The sequence below is a fragment of the Bradyrhizobium sp. SZCCHNPS1003 genome (assembly GCF_032381555.1).
Lineage (GTDB): Bacteria > Pseudomonadota > Alphaproteobacteria > Rhizobiales > Xanthobacteraceae > Bradyrhizobium.
Genome location: NZ_JAUHIU010000003.1, coordinates 15,298 through 34,590 on the forward strand (window position 1 = coordinate 15,298; position 19,293 = coordinate 34,590).

The 19,293-nt window shown below is 66.1% G+C and carries 14 protein-coding genes and 1 tRNA gene; 12 read left to right on the top strand and 3 right to left on the bottom strand.

Annotated elements, in window-relative coordinates; translation table 11 throughout:
• The first annotated feature begins 38 nt into the window (after window positions 1-38).
• The gene (locus QX126_RS06040) at window positions 39-1,472 is read left to right on the top strand and encodes a hypothetical protein (protein ID WP_315780307.1); all 1,434 of its coding nucleotides are present in this window, start codon (window positions 39-41) and stop codon (window positions 1,470-1,472) included.
• A 115-nt stretch (window positions 1,473-1,587) separates the two neighbouring features.
• On the opposite strand, the gene QX126_RS06045 is transcribed toward QX126_RS06040, so the two are convergent.
• A tRNA-Ser gene (locus tag QX126_RS06045) sits at window positions 1,588-1,677 on the bottom strand.
• 917 nt (window positions 1,678-2,594) lie between these two features.
• On the opposite strand from QX126_RS06045, the gene QX126_RS06050 reads away from it, so the two are divergent.
• On the top strand, window positions 2,595-3,515 hold the full coding sequence (locus QX126_RS06050; protein ID WP_315779903.1) for a septal ring lytic transglycosylase RlpA family protein: 921 nt from the start codon (window positions 2,595-2,597) through the stop codon (window positions 3,513-3,515).
• A 75-nt stretch (window positions 3,516-3,590) separates the two neighbouring features.
• On the opposite strand, the gene QX126_RS06055 is transcribed toward QX126_RS06050, so the two are convergent.
• Window positions 3,591-8,021 carry an IPT/TIG domain-containing protein gene (locus QX126_RS06055; protein WP_315779904.1) on the bottom strand — a complete coding sequence of 1,477 codons (4,431 nt, stop codon included), beginning with the start codon at window positions 8,019-8,021 and terminating at the stop codon, window positions 3,591-3,593.
• A gap of 1,028 nt (window positions 8,022-9,049) precedes the next feature.
• On the opposite strand from QX126_RS06055, the gene QX126_RS06060 reads away from it, so the two are divergent.
• The 4 genes from QX126_RS06060 to QX126_RS06075 all read left to right on the top strand — a co-directional run bounded on the left by QX126_RS06060 (window position 9,050) and on the right by QX126_RS06075 (window position 11,397).
• Complete coding sequence (locus QX126_RS06060) at window positions 9,050-9,592, top strand: phage tail protein (RefSeq protein ID WP_315779906.1); 543 nt, start codon at window positions 9,050-9,052, stop codon at window positions 9,590-9,592.
• Window positions 9,593-9,721: 129 nt separating this feature from the next.
• Window positions 9,722-10,249 (top strand): phage tail protein, encoded by a 528-nt coding sequence (locus QX126_RS06065; protein ID WP_315779908.1) that lies wholly within the window; start codon window positions 9,722-9,724, stop codon window positions 10,247-10,249.
• A gap of 62 nt (window positions 10,250-10,311) precedes the next feature.
• Window positions 10,312-10,860 (top strand): phage tail protein, encoded by a 549-nt coding sequence (locus QX126_RS06070; RefSeq protein ID WP_315779909.1) that lies wholly within the window; start codon window positions 10,312-10,314, stop codon window positions 10,858-10,860.
• 18 nt (window positions 10,861-10,878) lie between these two features.
• The gene (locus QX126_RS06075; RefSeq protein WP_315779911.1) at window positions 10,879-11,397 is read left to right on the top strand and encodes a GNAT family N-acetyltransferase; all 519 of its coding nucleotides are present in this window, start codon (window positions 10,879-10,881) and stop codon (window positions 11,395-11,397) included.
• Here QX126_RS06075 and QX126_RS06080 read toward each other — a convergent pair.
• A complete protein-coding gene (locus QX126_RS06080) occupies window positions 11,394-12,347 on the bottom strand; it encodes an alpha/beta hydrolase (protein ID WP_315779913.1) in 954 nt (317 codons plus the stop codon). The two genes, QX126_RS06075 and QX126_RS06080, sit on opposite strands and share 4 nt — an antisense overlap.
• A gap of 163 nt (window positions 12,348-12,510) precedes the next feature.
• On the opposite strand from QX126_RS06080, the gene QX126_RS06085 reads away from it, so the two are divergent.
• From QX126_RS06085 to QX126_RS06110, 6 genes are all read left to right on the top strand, one after another.
• Window positions 12,511-13,770: a D-alanyl-D-alanine carboxypeptidase family protein gene (locus QX126_RS06085; RefSeq protein WP_315779916.1), complete on the top strand. Its 1,260-nt coding sequence runs from the start codon at window positions 12,511-12,513 to the stop codon at window positions 13,768-13,770.
• 4 nt (window positions 13,771-13,774) lie between these two features.
• Window positions 13,775-14,455 (top strand): dTMP kinase, encoded by a 681-nt coding sequence (tmk, locus tag QX126_RS06090; RefSeq protein WP_315779918.1) that lies wholly within the window; start codon window positions 13,775-13,777, stop codon window positions 14,453-14,455.
• On the top strand, window positions 14,452-15,492 hold the full coding sequence (locus QX126_RS06095; protein WP_315779921.1) for a DNA polymerase III subunit delta': 1,041 nt from the start codon (window positions 14,452-14,454) through the stop codon (window positions 15,490-15,492). Before tmk ends, QX126_RS06095 begins: the two co-directional genes overlap by 4 nt.
• A gap of 70 nt (window positions 15,493-15,562) precedes the next feature.
• A complete protein-coding gene (gene metG, locus QX126_RS06100) occupies window positions 15,563-17,623 on the top strand; it encodes a methionine--tRNA ligase (protein WP_315779922.1) in 2,061 nt (686 codons plus the stop codon).
• The gene (locus tag QX126_RS06105; RefSeq protein ID WP_315779924.1) at window positions 17,623-18,414 is read left to right on the top strand and encodes a TatD family hydrolase; all 792 of its coding nucleotides are present in this window, start codon (window positions 17,623-17,625) and stop codon (window positions 18,412-18,414) included. Before metG ends, QX126_RS06105 begins: the two co-directional genes overlap by 1 nt.
• Window positions 18,411-19,211, top strand: a complete 801-nt coding sequence (locus QX126_RS06110; RefSeq protein WP_315779926.1) for an MBL fold metallo-hydrolase — start codon at window positions 18,411-18,413, stop codon at window positions 19,209-19,211. Before QX126_RS06105 ends, QX126_RS06110 begins: the two co-directional genes overlap by 4 nt.
• Window positions 19,212-19,293: the final 82 nt, after the last annotated feature.

A 19,293-nucleotide genomic window follows, 5' to 3' on the forward strand; every position in this document is an offset into this window, starting at 1 on the left:
TTGCGATGCAGGTTTGATGTACATTGCAATTGTATTACATGGAGAGTCGGAGCCGGCAGGGCGGCCTTCGCAGGCGTGCTGAATCGCAGCAGCGATCGGGCGGCAGACGATCAGCAGGCCGTTCGGCTCGATGTCTTGGAGGATTATTGTTGTCGAGAGTGCGACTGCGCCGGTGGATCGAGAACCGATTGGGGATTGGCACCGCCAGCACCGAAAGCCGCCTCGATGCGGACGTGAAACGCTTCGTCGATGCGCTGCAAGCGGAGTTGGTCGCTGCGAAGGATGAGTCCGAGCGGTACAGGCGCATCACCGAAGAGAGGGGCGTGATCATGGGCCGCCTGCGCGACGAGCGCGACGGCTACAGGCTGGAGTGGGAGGCGGCGTCCGCGGAGCTTCGCCGGCTGGCGCGTAAGCGCCTGGCCGTGGTCTCGGACAATGGAGCGACGCGCCCCTCCGGCAATGGCCGCGACGCGGCCCTGAGGAATTCTCCACCTTCCACGCTGCGGGTGCTGTGCGTCGGCACCGGCCGGGACGGCACGACGTCGCTGACGCGGATGATGCAGGAGGTGTTCGACAACCAGGGCAACGGCGACAGGGCCGTGCACGAATGGGCGTCGAGCGAGCTCAATGAGCTGTTCTGCCAGCTCAAGGAAACCAACGATCCCAGCTTCGCGGATCAGATTCGTCAGACGATCCTCGATTGCCCCCATGCTTGCGTCGTCGGCAACGGCTACGCGGCCGTGCTGCCGATCATCGCCGAGCTCCTCGGCGATCAGGTCACGCTGGTGCATCTGCGCCGGCGCGACCGGGCGGCGTGCATCGCAAGCCTGGTGGAGAATGCCGAGCTGTCGCCGCAGAACCACCTCTACTACGCCGATTCGCCGGCCGCGCGTCGCAAGCGTCCGACCGCTTTCCACTTCGGAGAGATGTCGAGGCAGCAATGGATGGATCTGTCGCTGGCCGACAAGTTCGGCTGGTACTACGACAGGACCCACGCCTTGATCGAACGCTACAAGAGCCTGTTCCCGAACACGCTCTCCGTCGATACCGAGGATCTCAACGCGGACAACGTGCGCCTCGCGCTGGCCCAAGCGGCCGGCAGTGCCGAGGCGCCGCGAGCCTTCCACGTCAACCGGTTCGTCGATCTGCGCCATGTGCCGCCCGATCGGCGCAGCTTCGTGCAGCGGTTGCTCGGCCAGCTCGATGTCCAGAAGCTCGCCCATGACGACCTGTACGGGCTGCGGCAGGTCCTCAACGAGATGGTCTATCATCTCTCGCATTTTCCCGACGCGGCGCCGGGCGCGCTGGATGAGCTGCGTTGGACGCTCAGCGAGATGCACGGCCTTCTCGACAACCGCATCCGCGACGTTCGCGAACTGATGGAGCGGGTCGGCGTGCCCTCCGAGACCGCCGGCGCCGTGAACGGCCACCGCGCGCCGCAGGCAAGCCATGGCGCGCACCCTGGTCGTTGACCGGACGCGCAGCTCTGAGCAGGGGGGCTGCGGGCGCGCTCGCCAGCGTTGTGCGCGGCCAGCCGATCCATCGGATCGGGGATCAGCGGCAAGTTCGGGGACGTGGAAGGAGACTTGGCGGAAGGGGTGGGATTCGAACCCACGGTACCCTTGCGGGCACGCCGGTTTTCAAGACCGGTGCCTTAAACCACTCGGCCACCCTTCCATCCGGCATCGTCTCCGGAACGGCGATACCCGCGCCCTGACGGCGCGGTAGCGACGCGATCCTTGTTTAGGGTGCTGGCTTGCGGCTCGTCAACGGCGCATTCACGCCTGCCCGAACGGCATCAGCTCAAAGCCCGCGGCTTAGCGGAGTGCGAAAACCATCAGACCCGAGCACAACACTGCCGTGCTCAGCGCTGCCAGGGCGAGAAAGCTACTCGAAAGCAAGTCCGGACGTCCAACGTCTTGACGTCGTAGGTATGGGTATCGCATGGGCCACCTTCTACAGCTGGGCTGCCGGTCCGACCTCACGTCGATCGGAAGAAGCGGAGGACCGGACGAAGAGCGGTCTGAAAGATCTGTTGGTCGAAACTGCCGGCTTCAGGGATGTTCCTGAAGTGTCGTTCTTGAAGCGGACGAAATCTTTGAAGCGGACGAGAGCCGACCATGACGTCGGCTGTCCGATCCGTCCGGAATCAGGCCCGCGAGCGGACCCCTTCAAACGCATGAGCAAGGAAGATCCCGGCGCCAACCAAGCCCATCACTGCCGTCATTGCTTCGATCATAGCGAACACACCCTGTTGCGCCCCACGTGAAGCAAACGACGTGCAGCCCTGCACAGTCAAAATGATTCAGGTCCCGGGAAATGAGAACACTCTCAAGTGAGGATTTCACGCAACATATGTGTCCAAAAAGGTGCACTCGCAACGAGGAGGCGGGGCGGAGCGCACGCTTAGGCGTCTATCGTCCTCCGGAAAGCTCCGGTTAACCACGGCGGGGCCTACCCCATTTCCGCCGTGTTCGGGTTGCGTTATCCTTGTGCGTTGAGTTGCGGGGGACGCGACTCGCGGGGACAAGCGCGCGGCGCGCGGGGCTGATGGGATGGCCCGGCTGCGACCGGCACATTGGTAATTGGGGTCGATGGGGATTGGTCAAACAGATCCGGTCGAGAGAGCGGTGCGCAGTGCCGTCGCCGTCCTCGCCTGCCTGATGGTCGCGAACTGCGCCTCGTCCAACAAGTTCGCCAGCAAGGTCGATCCGAAATACGGCGTGTCGTCGAGCCCGCGCGTCGTCGGATTCGGCGAGCCGGTGCCGAAGGGCGGCGGCGTCTACCGCATCGGCAAGCCCTACACCGTGGCCGGCAAGACCTACGTCCCGGAGGAGGACGCCAACTACCGCGCCGAGGGCATGGCGTCCTGGTATGGCGATGATTTTCACGGCCGCCTGACTGCCAATGGCGAGGTCTTCGACATGACGTCGCTGACGGCCGCCCATCCGACATTGCCGCTGCCGAGCTACGCCCGCGTCACCAATCTCGCCAACGGCAAATCGCTCATTGTCCGCATCAATGATCGCGGGCCATACCACGGCAACCGGCTGATCGACGTCTCCAACAAGGCGGCCGATCTGCTCGAGTTCAAGGGCAACGGTATCGCCAAGGTGCGGGTGGAGTATGTCGGCCGCGCCCCGCTGGAGGGCTCCGACGACGTCCAGTTGACGGCGACCTTGCGCACGGGCATCCCGGCGCCGGCACCGTCCCTGGTGCGCGTCGCCTCGGCCAGGCCGTTCGTGCCCGAGATGGGCACAGGCCGTCCGATTCGCGGCGAGATCCCGCTTCCCGAAGGGCGCCCCTATACGCTCGGCAACGGCTCGGCTGATCTCGCCTCGATCGGCGCGACCTCGGAAATGTCGGCGTCCAGCAGGACGCGGGGCCGCAACCTCGAGAACCCGCGCGCTGTGTCCTACGACCAGGACGGCCGCTACGTCTCGCAGGGCAGGGCAGAGCCGAACGACGGCGCCAACGAGGCGCGCGACATCATGAGCGGCCGCGGGCTGTACTGAACTCCGCCAAGCACGGCTTGTTCACGTGAACCGCCCCATGCCGGGGCGGTTTTGATTCCGGCGATCAGCAAAGCTTTATTGGGCCGAGAACGGCACGCGCGCTCTCGCCGAGTAGGTCCAGACGCGGGTGGTGCTGCCGATGCCGCCCAACTCGGCGCCGAGCCCGACGCTGGCGCCGCCCTGAGTCCTGATGCCGAGACCGCCCGTGGCGCGCGCCGACCAGCCCTGCAGCAGCGGGGTCGAGGCCAGACCGGTGCCGCCGTTGGCGAGCGTGTTGGCATCCTCCTTGTTGAAGTAATAGTCGCCATACATACCGACGAACGGCGTCAGCACGATGCCGCTGTCGAACCAGGCCACCGGGTAGGCGGCTCTCAGGCCACCGGAGGCGCGGCCGCTGGCGAAGTCATTGGTGACCTGCCGGGTGCCGAGCGAATCGGTATAGGCATTCTGGTGCTCCCACAGCGCGTAGACCTTGGCCGAGGGCTCGAGCAGGAAGCCATAGGCCTTGTACATGCCCGTCAGTCCCGTCGACGCCATCCAGCGCTCGCCGTTGAAATTGCCCTGCGCCGTCCCGGCCGTGCCGTTATAGCCAATGCCGGAATAGGCGACCGTCGCATCGTAGCGGAGTGTCGGCAAGATCTTCCAGCCGAGATAGGCGCCAACCGTCCAGCCGTCTCCCTTGAGCTTCCCGTTGATATCCTGCTCGGTATAGCTGAAGGTCTCATACCCGCCGAGCACGCCGATCAGGACATTCGGCGTCGCCTTGTAGGTCAACCCCATCAGCGCGTTGATCTGCTGGCCGTAGAGCGAGGTTTGGCTTGCCTGAGTGACACCGAACGCGCTGGTCGTGCTCCAACGGTCGATGTTGGTGCCACGCACATCGGCCCAGAGCAGCCACTGCTTGTCCTCGTGCCATTTTGGCAACGCCTTCTCCGGCGTCTGCTGGTCGATCGCTGCGAAGGCATTGTCGATGCGCGACCGGCCACGGGCGGATCTGCCGCCCGGGCCGGGGTTTCCGCCACGGTCTGTAAAGGCGCTGCTGCCCGAATTGGCCGAGCTCGGGACCGCCGCGGCGTCGTCCTGGTCCCGCGGGTCAGCCGAGAAATTGAAGCGCATGCGGCCGTTGCTGGGCGTCACGAACGCGCCGCCATCGTTGAAGCCATCAGCGATGGCATCGTCGATCGCCCCGGAAATGGCCTGGCCTGAGTTCTGCGCCACCATCTTGGTGACGTTGAGCTGCAACGCGCGAAGCCTGACGCTGTCGAGCGGAACGTTCACGGTCTGCGCAAGGCCGGGTGAGGTGCTCGCCGCAAAGGTTGGGCTGCCGGTATAGCTTGCGATGATGGTGTGGCTGCCGACCGCCAGCGCGGATGTGGTGAAGGCCGCAACGCCGCCGCTCAGCGTCGCTGTTCCGATCGGTGTGCCGTTGTCGCTGAACGTCACCGTGCCCGTCGGCGTTCCACCCGACCCTGTGACCGTTGCCGTGAACGTCACGGGTTGACCGCCCTGGCTCGGGTTCTGCGACGAGCTCAGGGTTGTCTGCGTCGTCGCCGACAAATAGGTGAACCGGTCCGCGACTGAGGTCGCGGACGTCTGCCCGTTGTTGGTCACGGTCACATCGACCGCCCCGGTGCCGGGGGGCGAGGTGGCCGTAATCGAGGTCGCGGAATTGACGGTGTAGCTCGCCGCATTGACGGCGCCGAACTTCACGCCTCCCGCACCGGTGGTGCCGGCGAAGCCGGTGCCGGTGATGGTCACCGTGGTGCCGCCGGCCGCGGGGCCTGACGTCGGCGAGATCGATGTCACGGTGGGCGCGCCGATATAGGTGAACTGGTCAGCCGCCGAGGTCGGCGAGGTGCCGCCGGCGGTGGTGACCCTGACGTCGACCGTACCGGTCCCCGCTGGCGATGTCGCGGTGATCGAGGTGGCCGAGTTGACCGTGAAGCCGGTCGCGGCGGTGGCGCCGAAATTCACCGCGGTCGCCCCCGTGAAGCCGGTGCCGGTGATGGTGACCGAGGTGCCGCCGATCCCAGGTCCGGAGGTCGGGGAGATCGAGGTGACTGTCGGAGCTGTCGTATAGGTGAATTGATCCGACGCAGAGGTGGCCGAAGTGCCGCCAGCGGTGGTCACCCTGACGTCGACGGTGCCGGTGCCGGCCGGCGCGGTCGCGGTGATCGAGGTGGCGGAGTTGACCGTAAAGCCGGTTGCCGGCGTCGCACCGAAATTCACCGCCGTGGCGCCGGTGAAGCCGGTGCCGGTGATGGTCACGGACGTGCCCCCCGCCAACGGCCCGGCGGTCGGCGCGATCGACGTCACGGTCGGTACCGGCGAGTAGGTAAACTGGTCGGCGGCCGACGTCGCCGAGGTGCCGCTCGGGGTGGTCACGCGGACGTCGACGGTGCCGGTCCCCGCCGGTGAGGTCGCCGTGATCGAGGTGGCCGAATTGACCGTGAAGCCGGTCGCCGGTGTGGCGCCGAAATTGACCGCGGTCGCCCCTGTGAAACTGGTGCCGGTGATGGTCACCGAGGTGCCGCCGGCGACAGGCCCGGATGTCGGCGAAAGCGAGGTCACGGTCGGCGGGCCGATATAGGTGAACTGGTCGGCCGCCGAAGTCGCCGAGGTCCCGCCTGCAGTGGTGACCCTGATGTCGGCGGTGCCGGTGCCGGCCGGCGAGGTCGCGGTGATCGAGGTGGCCGAGTTGACCGTGAAGCCGGTTGCAGGCGCGGCGCCGAAATTGACAGCGGTGGCGCCGCTGAAGTTCGTGCCTGTGATGGTCACCGTGGTGCCGCCGGCCGCCGGGCCTGACGTCGGCGAGATCGAGGTGACGGTCGGTGCGGGGATGTAGGTGAACTGGTCGGCCGCCGAGGTCGCCGAGGTGCCGCCGGCAGTGGTGACGCGCACGTCGACGGTGCCGGTGCCGGCCGGCGAGGTCGCGGTGATCGAGGTCGCCGAGTTGACTGTGAAGCCGGTCGCCGGCGTGGCGCCGAAATTCACTGCCGTTGCGCCGCTGAGGCCAGTGCCGGTGATCGTCACCGAGGTGCCGCCTGCACCAGGGCCCGATGTCGGCGAGATCGAGGTCACGGTCGGTGCGGCAACGTAGGTGAATTGATCAGCGGCACTGGTGGCCGACGTTCCGCCAGCGGTCGTGACGGTCACGTCGACAGTGCCGGTGCCGCCCGGCGATGTTGCGCTCATCGAGGTGGCGGAATTGACCGTGAAGCCGGTGGCAGGCGTCGCTCCGAAATTGACTGCAGTCACGCCGGTGAAGCCGGTGCCGGTGATCGTCACCGTGGTGGCGCCGGCCGTCGGGCCTGCCGTCGGCGAGATCGAGGTCACGGTCGGCACGGCAACATAGGTGAATTGATCCGACGCCGAAGTGGCCGAGGTGCCGCCTATCGGAATGGTCACTATGACGTCCACCGTGCCGGTGCCGGCCGGCGATGTCGCGGTGATCGAGGTTGCCGAATTGACCGTGAAGCCGGTGGCAGCCGTGGCACCGAAATTGACCGCGGTGGCCCCGGTGAAGTTCGTGCCTGTGACGGTCACCGTCGTACCGCCGGCGACTGGACCCGCTGTCGGCGAGATCGAGGTGACGGTCGGCGCGGCGACATAGGTGAATTGATCCGAAGCCGAAGTGGCCGAGGCGCCGCCGGCGGTCGTGACGCGAACGTCGACGGTACCGCTCCCCGCTGGCGAGGTCGCGGTGATCGAGGTGGCGGAGTTGACCGTGAAGCCGGTGGCAGGCGTCGCGCCGAAATTGACCGCGGTCACCCCGCTGAAGCCGGTGCCGGTGATCGTCACCGAGGTGCCGCCAGCACCAGGACCCGAGGTCGGCGAGATCGAGGTCACGGTCGGTGCGGGAATGTAGGTGAACTGATCGGCGGCAGACGTGGCCGATGTTCCGCCCACAGTGGTGACGGTCACATCGACGGTGCCGGTGCCGGCCGGCGACGTCGCGGTGATCTGGGTGGCCGAGTTGACCGTGAATCCGGTCGCAGACGTGGCGCCGAAATTGACCGCGGTCGCGCCGGTGAAGCCGGTGCCGGTGATGACGACAGATGTACCGCCGGAGCCGGGGCCCGATGTCGGCGCGATCGACGATACCGTGGGCGCGGCCACATAGGTGTATTGATTCGCCGCCGCCGCCTGGGATGGCGCGCCATTGGTGACCGTCACATTGACGGTGCCCGCCGACCCGGCCGGCGCGACCGCCGTGATCTGGGTGTTGGAGTTGACCACGTAGCTCGTCGCATTGTTCGAACCGAACTTCACGCCGCCGGCGCCGGTGGTCCCCGTGAATCCAGTGCCGGTGATGACGACCGAGTTGCCGCCCGCGGTCGGGCCGGAACTCGGTGACAATGCGGTGACGGAGAGGCTGGGCGTGACGTTCGAGAGCGAGATGGTCAGGCCACTATCGGTGGTGCCGAACGTGCCAGTGCCAACATCAGTCGTCGACGAATAGTTCAGAATGATCGTGTCGGAGGTCGTCGGCGGCGCCGTCGTCATCGTCAGATTATAAGTTACGTAGTAGGCATTGCCGTTATTGGGATCAATCGTCTCTATCGGCGTGATCGTGTAGACGCCCCCATTCGAACCAGCGATCGATGCGGACGTGTCGGATCCGGCCCCTGTAATCGGGAAACCAGTATTTGTGTCAGTTCCGCACGCATTGTACAGGCCGCTGTTGGCGATTCGATTGTATTGTGTGCCCGTTTTCGGCACGAGCGTCGCGCCGGGACCGGTGGCGCCATTGACGCTGAATGTGATCTGCGAGTTCAGCTGAATGCTCGTCGACACCGTCAATGCGGACACTGCCGTGCAATTGGCAGCCCAGGCGTCACTTGCAGCAAAGGATACGAGGCCCACGACTGCCGAGACCACTGCCGAGACGACGGCGTAGCGCCGCGCGCCGGCTTTGCCGGGCCGGGAGGCAGAGGCTGTCGCATGGGGGAGGACGGGCGTGCCGGCGGTCTGTCGAGCGAGAAGCCGAAAGCGTGGGCGAATGCGTACCCCATGGCACGGACCACCATCCAGATCCCGGCAGTGAGATTCACAACGCCCCCTCGCGGCCCGTCCTCGAGCTGGACGATGCCGCTGCAAATTCTTTGATAAAAAATTCGACTGTTATCGTGTGTATTAGGTCGTTTGCGTGCATTAGGCCGTGACGGTGCGCGGCGAGCAAGCAGGCAGACGATTGTTCCCGGCAAAACCCAGCCATCGCGAGCACTTTGCGACCGTCAGTTGCAGCTCAGCAACAGGGCAGTGTGTGGTGGAACCGCCTGGGCCCGCCGCGCCCTCCCGCAGCAGCGCCGGTTGCGTGGCAGCCAACTCAGCGGCGCTCGCTGCGCGAGCGACACCGCCAGAAGTTGTTGCTCGTGATGATTGCGCGTGCGGGCTTGACTGTGCCGGTTCCGCCCACTAACAATCTTTGCGAGCATATGCGTCGTGACGCACTGCGTTTTTGACCCATCGCGCGTCGATATTCCGCGCTTCAATGAAATGGCGATCCATCGCCTGATGGAAGAGGGGGGAGCATGCCGTTACAGCCCATCCTGGGTCAGATCATGCCCTTTGCCGGCACGACGGTGCCGAGAGGGTGGGCGCTGTGCAACGGCGCGCTCCTGGCAATCCAGACCAATCAGGCGCTGTTTTCATTGCTCGGGACCTACTACGGTGGTGATGGCGTCAGGACGTTCGCGCTGCCCGACTTGCGCGGCCGTGCGATTCTCGGATCCACCGGCGGCAGCGGCAACTTTCCTGCCGGCATGACCAGCGGCACGGTTTCGGTGACCCTGAACGCACAGCAGCTTCCAAGCCACAACCACATCGTTTTGGCATCGACAGCGCAGGGAGCCGGACGAGGCGCTTCGGCGACCAACAATCTGTTCGGCACCAACACCATTCCGCCAGCCGGCCCAAAGTCTATTTTCGTGACCGCAGGCAGCGGCGAGGTGCCGCTGGCGCCGGGCACGAATGTCCTCAGCGAAGGCGGCAATCAAGCTCATAACAACATGCAGCCGTACCTGGTCATCAACTACATGATTGCGCTCAACGGCGTCTTTCCGTCTCGCGACTGAGACTTCGACCGCGAAGCGTTCAGCTCCAGCAAACCGCTTCCATGATTGAGCTTTCCCGAACTGCGCTTCGTGAGAGGCGACACGTTCCCGACATTGATTTGCAATCGATACTTGAAAGGGACTTCGGCGATGTCAGACCCCTTTATCGGCGAAATCCGGCTGTTCGGGTTTCCACGGGTGCCGGATGGCTGGCTGGCCTGCAATGGACAAAGCCTGGCGATCGCACAATACGATACGCTCTATGCCATCATCGGCACCACCTATGGCGGCGATGGCGTGCAGACCTTCAATGCGCCCGATCTGCGCGGCCGGGTGCCGATTGGCCAGGGGCAGGGACCGGCTCTGCCGCTCTATGTGCTCGGCGAGGTCGCCGGAGAGGACGGACACGTCCTGATCGAGAACGAGATGCCCGCGCATAGCCACGCGCTGATGTCGTCGACCGTCACGGCGGAAACGCAGACGCCGGGTGCGACCGTTCACCTGGCGACGGCGTCGGCCGGAAATCTGTACGCGCCGGCAGCAGACGCCGCGCCGTATGAGACGATGGCGGCCGGCGTCGCGCTTGCAGGCAACAGTTTGCCGCACAACAACATCATGCCGACGGTCGTGGGCAACTACTGCATCTGCTTCGCCGGCATCTTTCCGTCATCGGGCTGATCGCGCCTCGTCCTACGCGCGTCGGCAGATTTCACGCTTCACTGGATTTGAGGAGAGACCACGTGTCGGACCCGTATATCGGCGAAATCCAGGCCTTCCCGTTTACCTTTGCCGCTCAGGGCTTCAACCAGGCTTGGCTGCCATGCTTCGGCCAGTTGGTGCCGATCCAGCGATTCACACCCCTGTTCGCGTTGATCGGCACCGCCTTCGGCGGCAATGGGACCAGCAATTTTCAACTGCCCAACCTCAGCGGCTGCATCACCAACAGTCAAGGCGACGGTCCGGGCCTTCAGCCACGCGTGATCGGCGAATCGATCGGGAGCAGCACGGTCGGCCTGATCACCAGTGAGATGGCGGCGCACACCCACGGTCTGCAGTTGGGGAGCAAGACGGCCGCAAATGCGGCGCCTGGTCCGGGAACGGCCGGGACCATGGCCGCCGTCGATCCCATCTTCAATGGTTTCGTGCCGCTGCCGAGCACCACCACGCTCGCACCGAACGCCATGACGTTGACCGGGCAGGGCATTCCCCATGACAACACGCAGCCGACCCAGGCGCTGATCTGGTGCATCGCCTATGCCGGCATCTACCCGTCGTTCAACAACTCCTGACCGGTGAGCTCGGTCGGCGTGACGACGATCGAATCCGAGATAGTCTCACGCGACGCCCGATTGCGGCTGCGGCTTGCCGAGGCCGCCGACGAGCCGTTCCTGCACAATCTGTTCAAATCCGTCAAAGGCGCGCAACTTGCCGCAGCCGGCTTGCCGCCTGCGATGCTCGACCTCGTGCTGGCGCAGCAATATCGCGCACAGGTCGAGGGCCATGCGGCGCAGTGTCCCGCGGCGCAATCGCTGATTATCCTCCGTGACGGCGCGACGGTCGGGCGGCTGCTGCTCGACCGCGCGGCGCAGAGATGGCACGTGGTCGATCTCGCGCTGCTGCCGGGCGCGCGCAACGCGGGTGTCGGACGCGAGATCATGCAGGCGGTCGCCACGGCGGCACGGGAGCAGGGTGCCGAGGTGCTCTCGCTCGCGGTCGCGACGACGAATGAGGACGCGATAAGGTTCTACGTCCGGCTTGGCTTCCGCGACGTCGCGGACGAGGCGACGGCGTCGCATCGCACGATGGAGCGGTCGCTCGCGTGCTAGCGAGCAGGAGCCACCTCGCGCAGGAACGCAATCAGCGCCGCATTCACCTCGGCAGCGCATTCCTGCTGGATCCAGTGCCCGGCGCCGTCGATGATCAGCTTGCGCCGGAGATCCGGCAGCACGCGCGTCATCTCCTGAACGCGCTTGGCACCGATGATCCCGGTCACGACCGCGTCCTCGCTGCCGGCGATGAACAGCGACGGCTGGCGGATCTGCGCGTCCTGCCACGGCGCGGTGAGCTCCCAGTTGCGATCGATGTTGCGGTACCAGTTCAGGCCGCCGCGAAAGCCGGAGGCGCGATAGGCCGCGATAAACTCCGCGAGATCGGCCTCGCTGAGCCACGCCGGCAGAGCGAGATCCGGCGTCACGTCGCCGAGAAAGCCTTTGTCCAGTGCGACGAACAGCGACTGCGGATCGGAGAAGCCGCGCGCCAGCATCGCGCGCATCGTCAGCGCCACGTCGCGCTCGAGCTCGGCCTCGGCCGCGCCGGGCGTTTGAAAATGCTGCCAGTAGAAATTCTCGATGCCGCCGGCGCGGAGCGTCTCGAGCGGCCGGCTGCGGCCGCGGAACGGCGGCGGCACGCTCAGTCCGGCAACGGCCCTGAACAGGTCCGGTCGGAACAGCGCCGCATGCCAGGCGACCGGCGCGCCCCAGTCGTGGCCGATGATGACGGCCTGGCGCTCGCCGAGCGCCCCGACCAGTCCGACCACGTCTCCGACCGCGTCGAAGATGGTGTAGGCGCCGATGTGGTCAGGCGCCTGCGAGCGGCCGAACCCGCGCATGTCGGGCGCCACGACCCGATAGCCCGCAGCGGCAAGGGCAGGGATCTGGTGCCGCCACGAATATGACAGTTCGGGCCAGCCGTGGCACAGCACGACAAGCGGGCCTTCGCCCTGTTCGCGTACGAACAGCTCGATTCCGTTGGCCTTGATGATCCGCGTCGATGACACCGTTTCCCCCTTGATTGCTCGACTTTGATTGCCGGCCCAGGACGTATCGCACCGCGCGAAAGGCCGTGCAAATCCACGGGAGAGCGGTCTGATCCGCGGGATTGCCGAGTTGTTTGCGCCCCCCGCAGCTGCTAGATTCCCAGTGCGCTCCAGAGCTTAGCCGATGGATTTCATGACCTTACCGCTGCGTCGCGCCGGTTTCACGTCCGGACGGACGACGCGTGCGCTCATCGCCTTGGCCGTGGCGGTTGCCGTCGGCTGGAGCGGTGCGCTTTTCGCTGCCAACCAGAGCGTCCAGGGCGCGCGCAAGGAGGATGGCGGCTTCGACGGCGATGCGCCGACCGCGATCCTGATCGAGGCCAACAGCGGCAGTGTTCTGTTCGAGAAGAACGCGGACGAGCTGCGCGCACCCTCCAGCATGATGAAGCTGATGACCGCCGAGGTGGTGTTCAACGCCGTCAAGGAGGGCACGATCAAGCTCAATGACGAATACCGCATCAGCGAGAATGCCTGGCGCCGGGGCGGAGCGCCCTCCGGCACCTCGACGATGTTCGCCGCGCTCAACAGCAAGGTGTCGGTGAGCGACCTCCTGCACGGCGCCATCATCCAGAGCGGCAACGACGCCTGCATCGCGCTCGCCGAGGGCATGGCCGGCAACGAGAAGATCTTCGCCGCCGACTACATGACCAAGCGGGCGCGCGAGCTAGGCCTCACCAAATCGACCTTCGCCAATTCCAACGGGCTGCCGGACCCCGGCAACAAGATGACGGTTCGTGAGCTTGCCATGCTCGCCCGGCACATCATCCTGGATTTCCCGGAGTTCTATAAGATCTTCGGCGAGAAGGAGTTCACCTGGAACAAGATCCGGCAGCAGAACCGCAACCCGCTGCTGAACGCGATGGAGGGCGCCGACGGCCTCAAGACCGGCTACACCAAGGAAGGCGGCTATGGCATGGTCGGCTCGGCCGTGCAGAACAGCACGCGGCTGATCGTGGTCGTCAATGGCCTGGAGGATTCCGAGGACCGCGCCACCGAGGCCAAGAAGATGCTGGAATGGGGCTTCCGCAATTTCGAGACCCGCACCCTGTTCGCCGCGGAGCAGCCGATCGGCTACGCCAAGGTGTTCGGCGGCGAGAGCCGCTCGGTCAAGCTGTCGAGCCCGGTGCCGGTCAAGGTCATGGTGCAGAGGAACGGCGGCGACAAGCTGATCGCCCGCATCGTCTACAGTGGCCCGGTCAGGGCTCCCGTCGAGCCCCGGCAGAAGGTCGGGGTTGTCAGGGTTTGGCGCGGCCCCAATATCGCCATGGAGGCCCCTGTCTATGCTGCGGAAGCGGTGGGCAAGGGGTCCACGATGCGGCGTGCGATCGATGGGGTCAGCGAGCTCGTGATCGGGATGTTCCGCGCCGGGGCCGAGAAGCTCTAGAGACATGGCGGAAGCAGCTTTGAAACGTGGTCCTGGCCGCGGCCGATTCGTCACCTTCGAGGGCGGCGAGGGCGCCGGAAAATCGACGCAGATCAAGATGCTGGCGGACCATCTGCAGAAAGAGGGTGTGCGCCTGGTCCTGACCCGCGAGCCCGGGGGCTCACCGGGCGCGGAGATCATGCGCCACCTCGTGCTGTCGGGCATGGGCAGGCTGCTGGGCCCGGAGGCCGAGACGCTGCTGTTTGCCGCCGCTCGCGACGACCATGTGCGCAACGTGATTCTGCCGGCCCTGAACCAGGGCAGCTGGGTGCTGTGCGATCGCTTCTTCGATTCGACCCGGGCCTACCAGGGCAGCCAAGGCAAGGTTGCGCCGGACGTGCTCAATGCGATGCAGCGGGTCACGATCGGCGACCTCAAGCCGGATCTGACCCTCATCCTCGATGTTCCCGTCGAGATCGGTCTCAAGCGTGCCGGGGCGCGGCGCGGCGCCGGAACCCCGGACCGGTTCGAAGGCGAGGACATCAAGTTCCACAAGGGGCTGCGCGACGCCTTTCACAAGATCGCCGCCGAGGATCCCCGGCGCTGCGTGCTGATCGACGCGACGGCGAGCGCGGAAACGGTCTCGCAGCTCGTTTGGGACGCCGTGCGCGAGCGCCTGTTCACGGAAGTGGCGGCGGCGTCATGAGCGCACGCAAGGTCGAGCCGGAGATCGCGGTCCGCCATCCACGCGAAACCACCGCCTTGTTCGGGCATCGCGACGCCGAGGCGGCGCTGCTTTCCGCCTACCGCAGCGGACGGATGGCGCATGCCTGGCTGATCGGCGGCCCACAAGGCATCGGCAAGGCCACCTTGGCCTACCGCATGGCGCGCTTCGTGCTGGCCCACCGCGATCCCACCACCGCCGAGGTGCGTGCTGCCGATTCGTTGTACGTCGATGCGGAGGACCACGTCGCGCGCCTGATCGCCTCCGAGGCTCATGGCGGGCTGCTCACCTTGGAGCGCTCGGCCAACGACAAGGGCGTGCTGCGCACCGTCATCACCGTGGACGAGACCCGCGAGACGATCTCGTTCTTCGGCTCGACGGCGGCGGTCGAGGGCTGGCGGGTGTGCATCGTCGACACCGTCGACGAGCTCAATCCCAACGCCGCCAACGCGCTGCTCAAGATCCTCGAGGAGCCGCCGCAGCAGTCGCTGTTCCTGCTGGTCAGCCACGCGCCGGCACGGGTGCTCGCCACCATCAAATCGCGCTGCCGCCGGCTGGCGCTGCGGGCGTTGTCGACCGACGACGTCGTCAGCGCCGCGGCCGAGGCCAGCGGAATGGACGGAGCCGATCCGGCGCTGCGCGAGGCCGCCAGGGCTTCCGAGGGCAGCGTCGCGCGGACCCTGATGCTGTTGGGCGGCGACGGGCTGCAGCTGCAGACCCGGACCGCCGCGCTGCTCGCGAGCCTGCCCCGGATCGACCCGGGCGAGCTGCATGCCCTGGGCGATGCGCTCGGCACCAGCGACCGCGTCGCGCTGGCGAGCTTCCTCGACAGCATCGAGCGCTGGGTGGCGGAGCGGCTGCGTGCCGCAGATCCCAACGCGGAACTGCCGCGCCTTGCACGGCTGGCGGAGGTATGGGAAAAGATCGTCCGCGCCGCGCGCGACACCGAATCCTATAATCTGGAGCGAAAACCGCTGGTTTTCTCGGTGTTCGGGATGCTCGCCGAAGCCACGCGGTAACCGCGCCGACCATCATCCCGGGATCATCAGGATCAATCCGTCGACCGACGTCGTCAAAGAGGAATTTGCCGTGGCGAAGGCCAACAAGACCACCGTGAAGAAGGGCAAGCCCGCGGGCAAGAGCGCCGCGAAGAAGGCTGCCGCCAAGGCGCCCGCGAAGGGCAAGGCCAGCGCGGCCAAGGCGAAGGCGGCGAAAGCGAAGAAGGACAAGGACGCCAAGAAAAAGACCGCCACGTCCAAGACGGCGCCTGCGAAAGCCAAGAGCAAGGCGCCGAAAGCGAAAGCAACCAAGAGCGCCGCCAAGAAGGCCGTGAAGGTGCCGGCGAAGAAGGCTGCGGCCAGGCCTGCACCACCGCCGGTCAAGAAGACGGCCGCCAAGCCCGCGGCAGCAACGAACAAGCCTTCGGCAGCGAAGAAGCCCGCCGCTCCGAAACAGCCGGCTGCACCGAAGAAGGTCGCGCCGGCCATCGTTGAAGCGCCGAAGCCGCCACGCGCCGCGAAGCCGAAGGCACCGCGCAAGCCGAAGGTCGAGGCCGTGGTCGTCGAGATCGACGAGGTCGTAGCGCAGATCGCCGCAGCTCCCGTCGACAAGAACACCTTCTACGTCACGACAGCGATCGCCTATCCCAACGGCAACCCGCATATCGGCCACGCCTATGAGGCGATCGCGACCGACGCCATCGCGCGCTTTGCGCGGCTCGACGGCAAGGACGTGTACTTCCTGACCGGCACCGACGAGCACGGGCTGAAGATGGTGCAGACCGCGCAGAACGAGGGGCTGACGCCATCGGAGCTGGCGACCCGCAACGCCTGCCGCTTCCGCGACATGGACGAGCGACTGAACGTCTCGTTCGACCGCTTCATCCGCACCACCGAGCCCGCGCATCATCGCTCCGTCCAGGCGATCTGGAACCGCATGCGCGAGAATGGCGACATCTATGCCGACAGCTATGCCGGTTGGTACTCGGTACGCGACGAGGCCTATTACGCCGAGGACGAGACCGTCGTCGGCGAGGACAACGTCCGCCGCGGACCGCAGGGGACGCCGGTCGAATGGGTCGAGGAGAAGAGCTATTTCTTCCGCCTGTCGGCCTATCAGGAGAAGCTGCTGGCGCTGTATGAGAGCCAGCCCGATTTCATCGGGCCGGACGCGCGGCGCAACGAGATCATCAGCTTCGTCAAGGGCGGGCTGAAGGACCTGTCGATCTCGCGCACGACGTTCGATTGGGGCGTCCGGGTGCCGCATGACGACGAGCACGTGATGTATGTGTGGGTCGACGCGCTGACCAACTACATCACCGGCGTCGGCTTTCCCGACGAGAGCGATGCGAACTGGAAATACTGGCCGGCCGACGTGCACGTCATCGGCAAGGACATCATCCGCTTCCATGCGGTGTACTGGCCGGCGTTCCTGATGTCGGCCGGCGTGCCGGTGCCGAAGCGGGTCTATGCGCACGGCTTCCTGTTCAACAGGGGCGAGAAGATGTCGAAATCGGTCGGCAACGTCGTCGACCCGTTCAACCTCGCCGACCAGTATGGCGTCGACCAGCTCCGCTACTTCTTCCTGCGCGAGGTGCCGTTCGGCCAGGACGGCAACTACAATCACGAGGCGATCGTCGCGCGCATCAACGCCGATCTCGCCAACGACCTCGGCAACCTCGCGCAGCGCTCGCTGTCGATGATCGCAAAGCAGCTCGGAGGCCAGCTGCCGGAGCCCGGCGAGTTCTCGGCCAACGACAAGGCGATCCTGGCGGAGGCCGACGCGATGATCGGCGCCGCACGGAAAGCCATGGCGACGCAGCAGATCCACCAATGGCTCAATGCGGTCTGGTCGGTCGTGGCCGAGGCCAACCGCTATTTCGCGGGTGAGGCGCCCTGGGCACTGGCGAAGACCGATCCGCCGCGCCAGCACACGGTGCTCTATGTCACCGCCGAGGTGATCCGTCAGGTCGCGATCCTGACCCAGCCGGTGATGCCGGCAGCGTCGGCAAAGCTGCTCGACAGCCTCGGCATCCCTGAGGACGAACGGAATTTCGCGCAGCTCGGCGGCGAGGTCAGGATTGCGGCCGGGACGCAGCTGCCGGCGCCCCAGGCGGTGTTCCCGCGCTACATCGAGCCGACGGCGGCGTGATGCTGGTCGACAGCCATTGCCATCTGGACTTTCCGGATTTCGCCGAGGATCTGGATGGCATCGTCACGCGTGCCGCCGCCGCCGGCGTTGGCCGCATGGTGACGATCTCGACGCGGGTGCGGCGGCTTCCTGAGCTGCTCGCCATCGCCGAGCGGTTCGACAACGTCTTCTGCTCGGTTGGCACCCATCCGCACAACGCGGACGAGGAGGACGGCATTCCGGCCGAGGAGCTGATCGCGCTGACGCGCCATCCCAAGGTGGTCGCGCTCGGCGAGGCCGGACTCGACAATTTCTACGACCACGGCTCTAAGGACGCCCAGGAGCGTGGTTTTCGCGCGCACATCGCGGCGGCGCGCGCCACCGGCCTGCCGCTGGTGATCCACACCCGGGAGGCCGACGAGCAGTGCGGCCGCATCCTCGACGAGGAAATGGCGCGCGGACCTTTCAAGGCCGTGCTGCATTGCTACACCGGCGGGCGTGAGCTGGCGATGAAGGCGATCGATCTCGGACTGCACATCTCGTTCACGGGCATCGTGACGTTCAAGAAGTCCGAGGCATTGCGCGCGCTCGCCGCCGAGGTGCCCGCCGACCGCATCATGGTCGAGACCGATGCGCCATATCTGGCGCCCGGCAAGTTTCGCGGCAAGCGCAACGAGCCCGCCTACGTCGTCGAGACCGCGAAGGTGCTGGCAGAAGCGCGCGGCGTCTCGCTTGAGGAGTTCTCGCGCCAGACCACCGAGACCTTCTTCAAGCTGTTCTCCAAGGTGCCGCGGCCAAAGGAGGCTGCATGACTCTGACGCTCACCATCCTCGGCTGCGGCTCCTCCGCGGGCGTGCCGCGCCCGGCGCTCGGGTGGGGCGCCTGCGATCCGAACAATCCCAGGAACCGCAGGCGGCGCTGCTCGCTACTGGCCGAGCGCCGCGGCGCGCATGGCGTCACCCGCGTCGTGATCGACACCTCGCCCGATCTGCGCGAGCAGCTGATCGACACCGAGGTCGATCACATCGACGCGGTGTTCCTGACGCATGAGCATGCCGACCAGACCCATGGCATCGACGATCTGCGCTCGGTGGTGATGCATCAGCGGCGGCGCATTCCGGTCTATCTGAACCAGTCGACCGCCAAGGACATCATGCACCGGTTCTCCTATTGCTTCATCTCGCCACCGGGCAGCGACTATCCGCCGATCCTGACGCAGCATGCGATCGAAGCCGGCGAGACCCAGGCGGTGGAAGGCAAGGGCGGCGAGCTGAAGCTGACGGCGTTCCTGGTCCAGCACGGCAACATCCCCGCGCTCGGCTATCGCATCGGCGATGCCGCCTACACGCCGGACCTCAACGACATCCCCGAGGAGAGCTGGGGCGCGCTGGAGGATCTCGACCTCTGGATCGTCGACGGCCTGCGCCCTGCCTCGCATCCGAGCCATTTCTCGGTCAACGACGCGCTCGCCTGGATCGAGCGCTTCAAGCCGAAGCGCGCCGTCATCACCAACATGACCGCCGATCTCGACTACGAGGTGCTGCGCCAGAGCCTGCCGGCGGGCGTGGTGCCGGCGTATGACGGGATGCGGCTGGAGCTGGATTCGTAGGGTGGGCAAAGGCGCGGCCGCGCTCTCTCCCCATGCGGGATTGCGATGGCGCCGTGCCCACCATCTTGCTTCTTGAGTCCGC

Coding starts and splice junctions, on each gene's coding strand:
- QX126_RS06040 (WP_315780307.1), top strand. CDS start 39: ATGGAGAGTCGGAGCCGGCAGGGCGGCCTTCGCAGGCGTGCTGAATCG.
- QX126_RS06050 (WP_315779903.1), top strand. CDS start 2,595: ATGGGGATTGGTCAAACAGATCCGGTCGAGAGAGCGGTGCGCAGTGCC.
- QX126_RS06055 (WP_315779904.1), bottom strand. CDS start 8,021: ATGACGACGGCGCCGCCGACGACCTCCGACACGATCATTCTGAACTAT.
- QX126_RS06060 (WP_315779906.1), top strand. CDS start 9,050: ATGCCGTTACAGCCCATCCTGGGTCAGATCATGCCCTTTGCCGGCACG.
- QX126_RS06065 (WP_315779908.1), top strand. CDS start 9,722: ATGTCAGACCCCTTTATCGGCGAAATCCGGCTGTTCGGGTTTCCACGG.
- QX126_RS06085 (WP_315779916.1), top strand. CDS start 12,511: ATGGATTTCATGACCTTACCGCTGCGTCGCGCCGGTTTCACGTCCGGA.
- tmk (WP_315779918.1), top strand. CDS start 13,775: ATGGCGGAAGCAGCTTTGAAACGTGGTCCTGGCCGCGGCCGATTCGTC.
- QX126_RS06095 (WP_315779921.1), top strand. CDS start 14,452: ATGAGCGCACGCAAGGTCGAGCCGGAGATCGCGGTCCGCCATCCACGC.
- QX126_RS06105 (WP_315779924.1), top strand. CDS start 17,623: ATGCTGGTCGACAGCCATTGCCATCTGGACTTTCCGGATTTCGCCGAG.
- QX126_RS06110 (WP_315779926.1), top strand. CDS start 18,411: ATGACTCTGACGCTCACCATCCTCGGCTGCGGCTCCTCCGCGGGCGTG.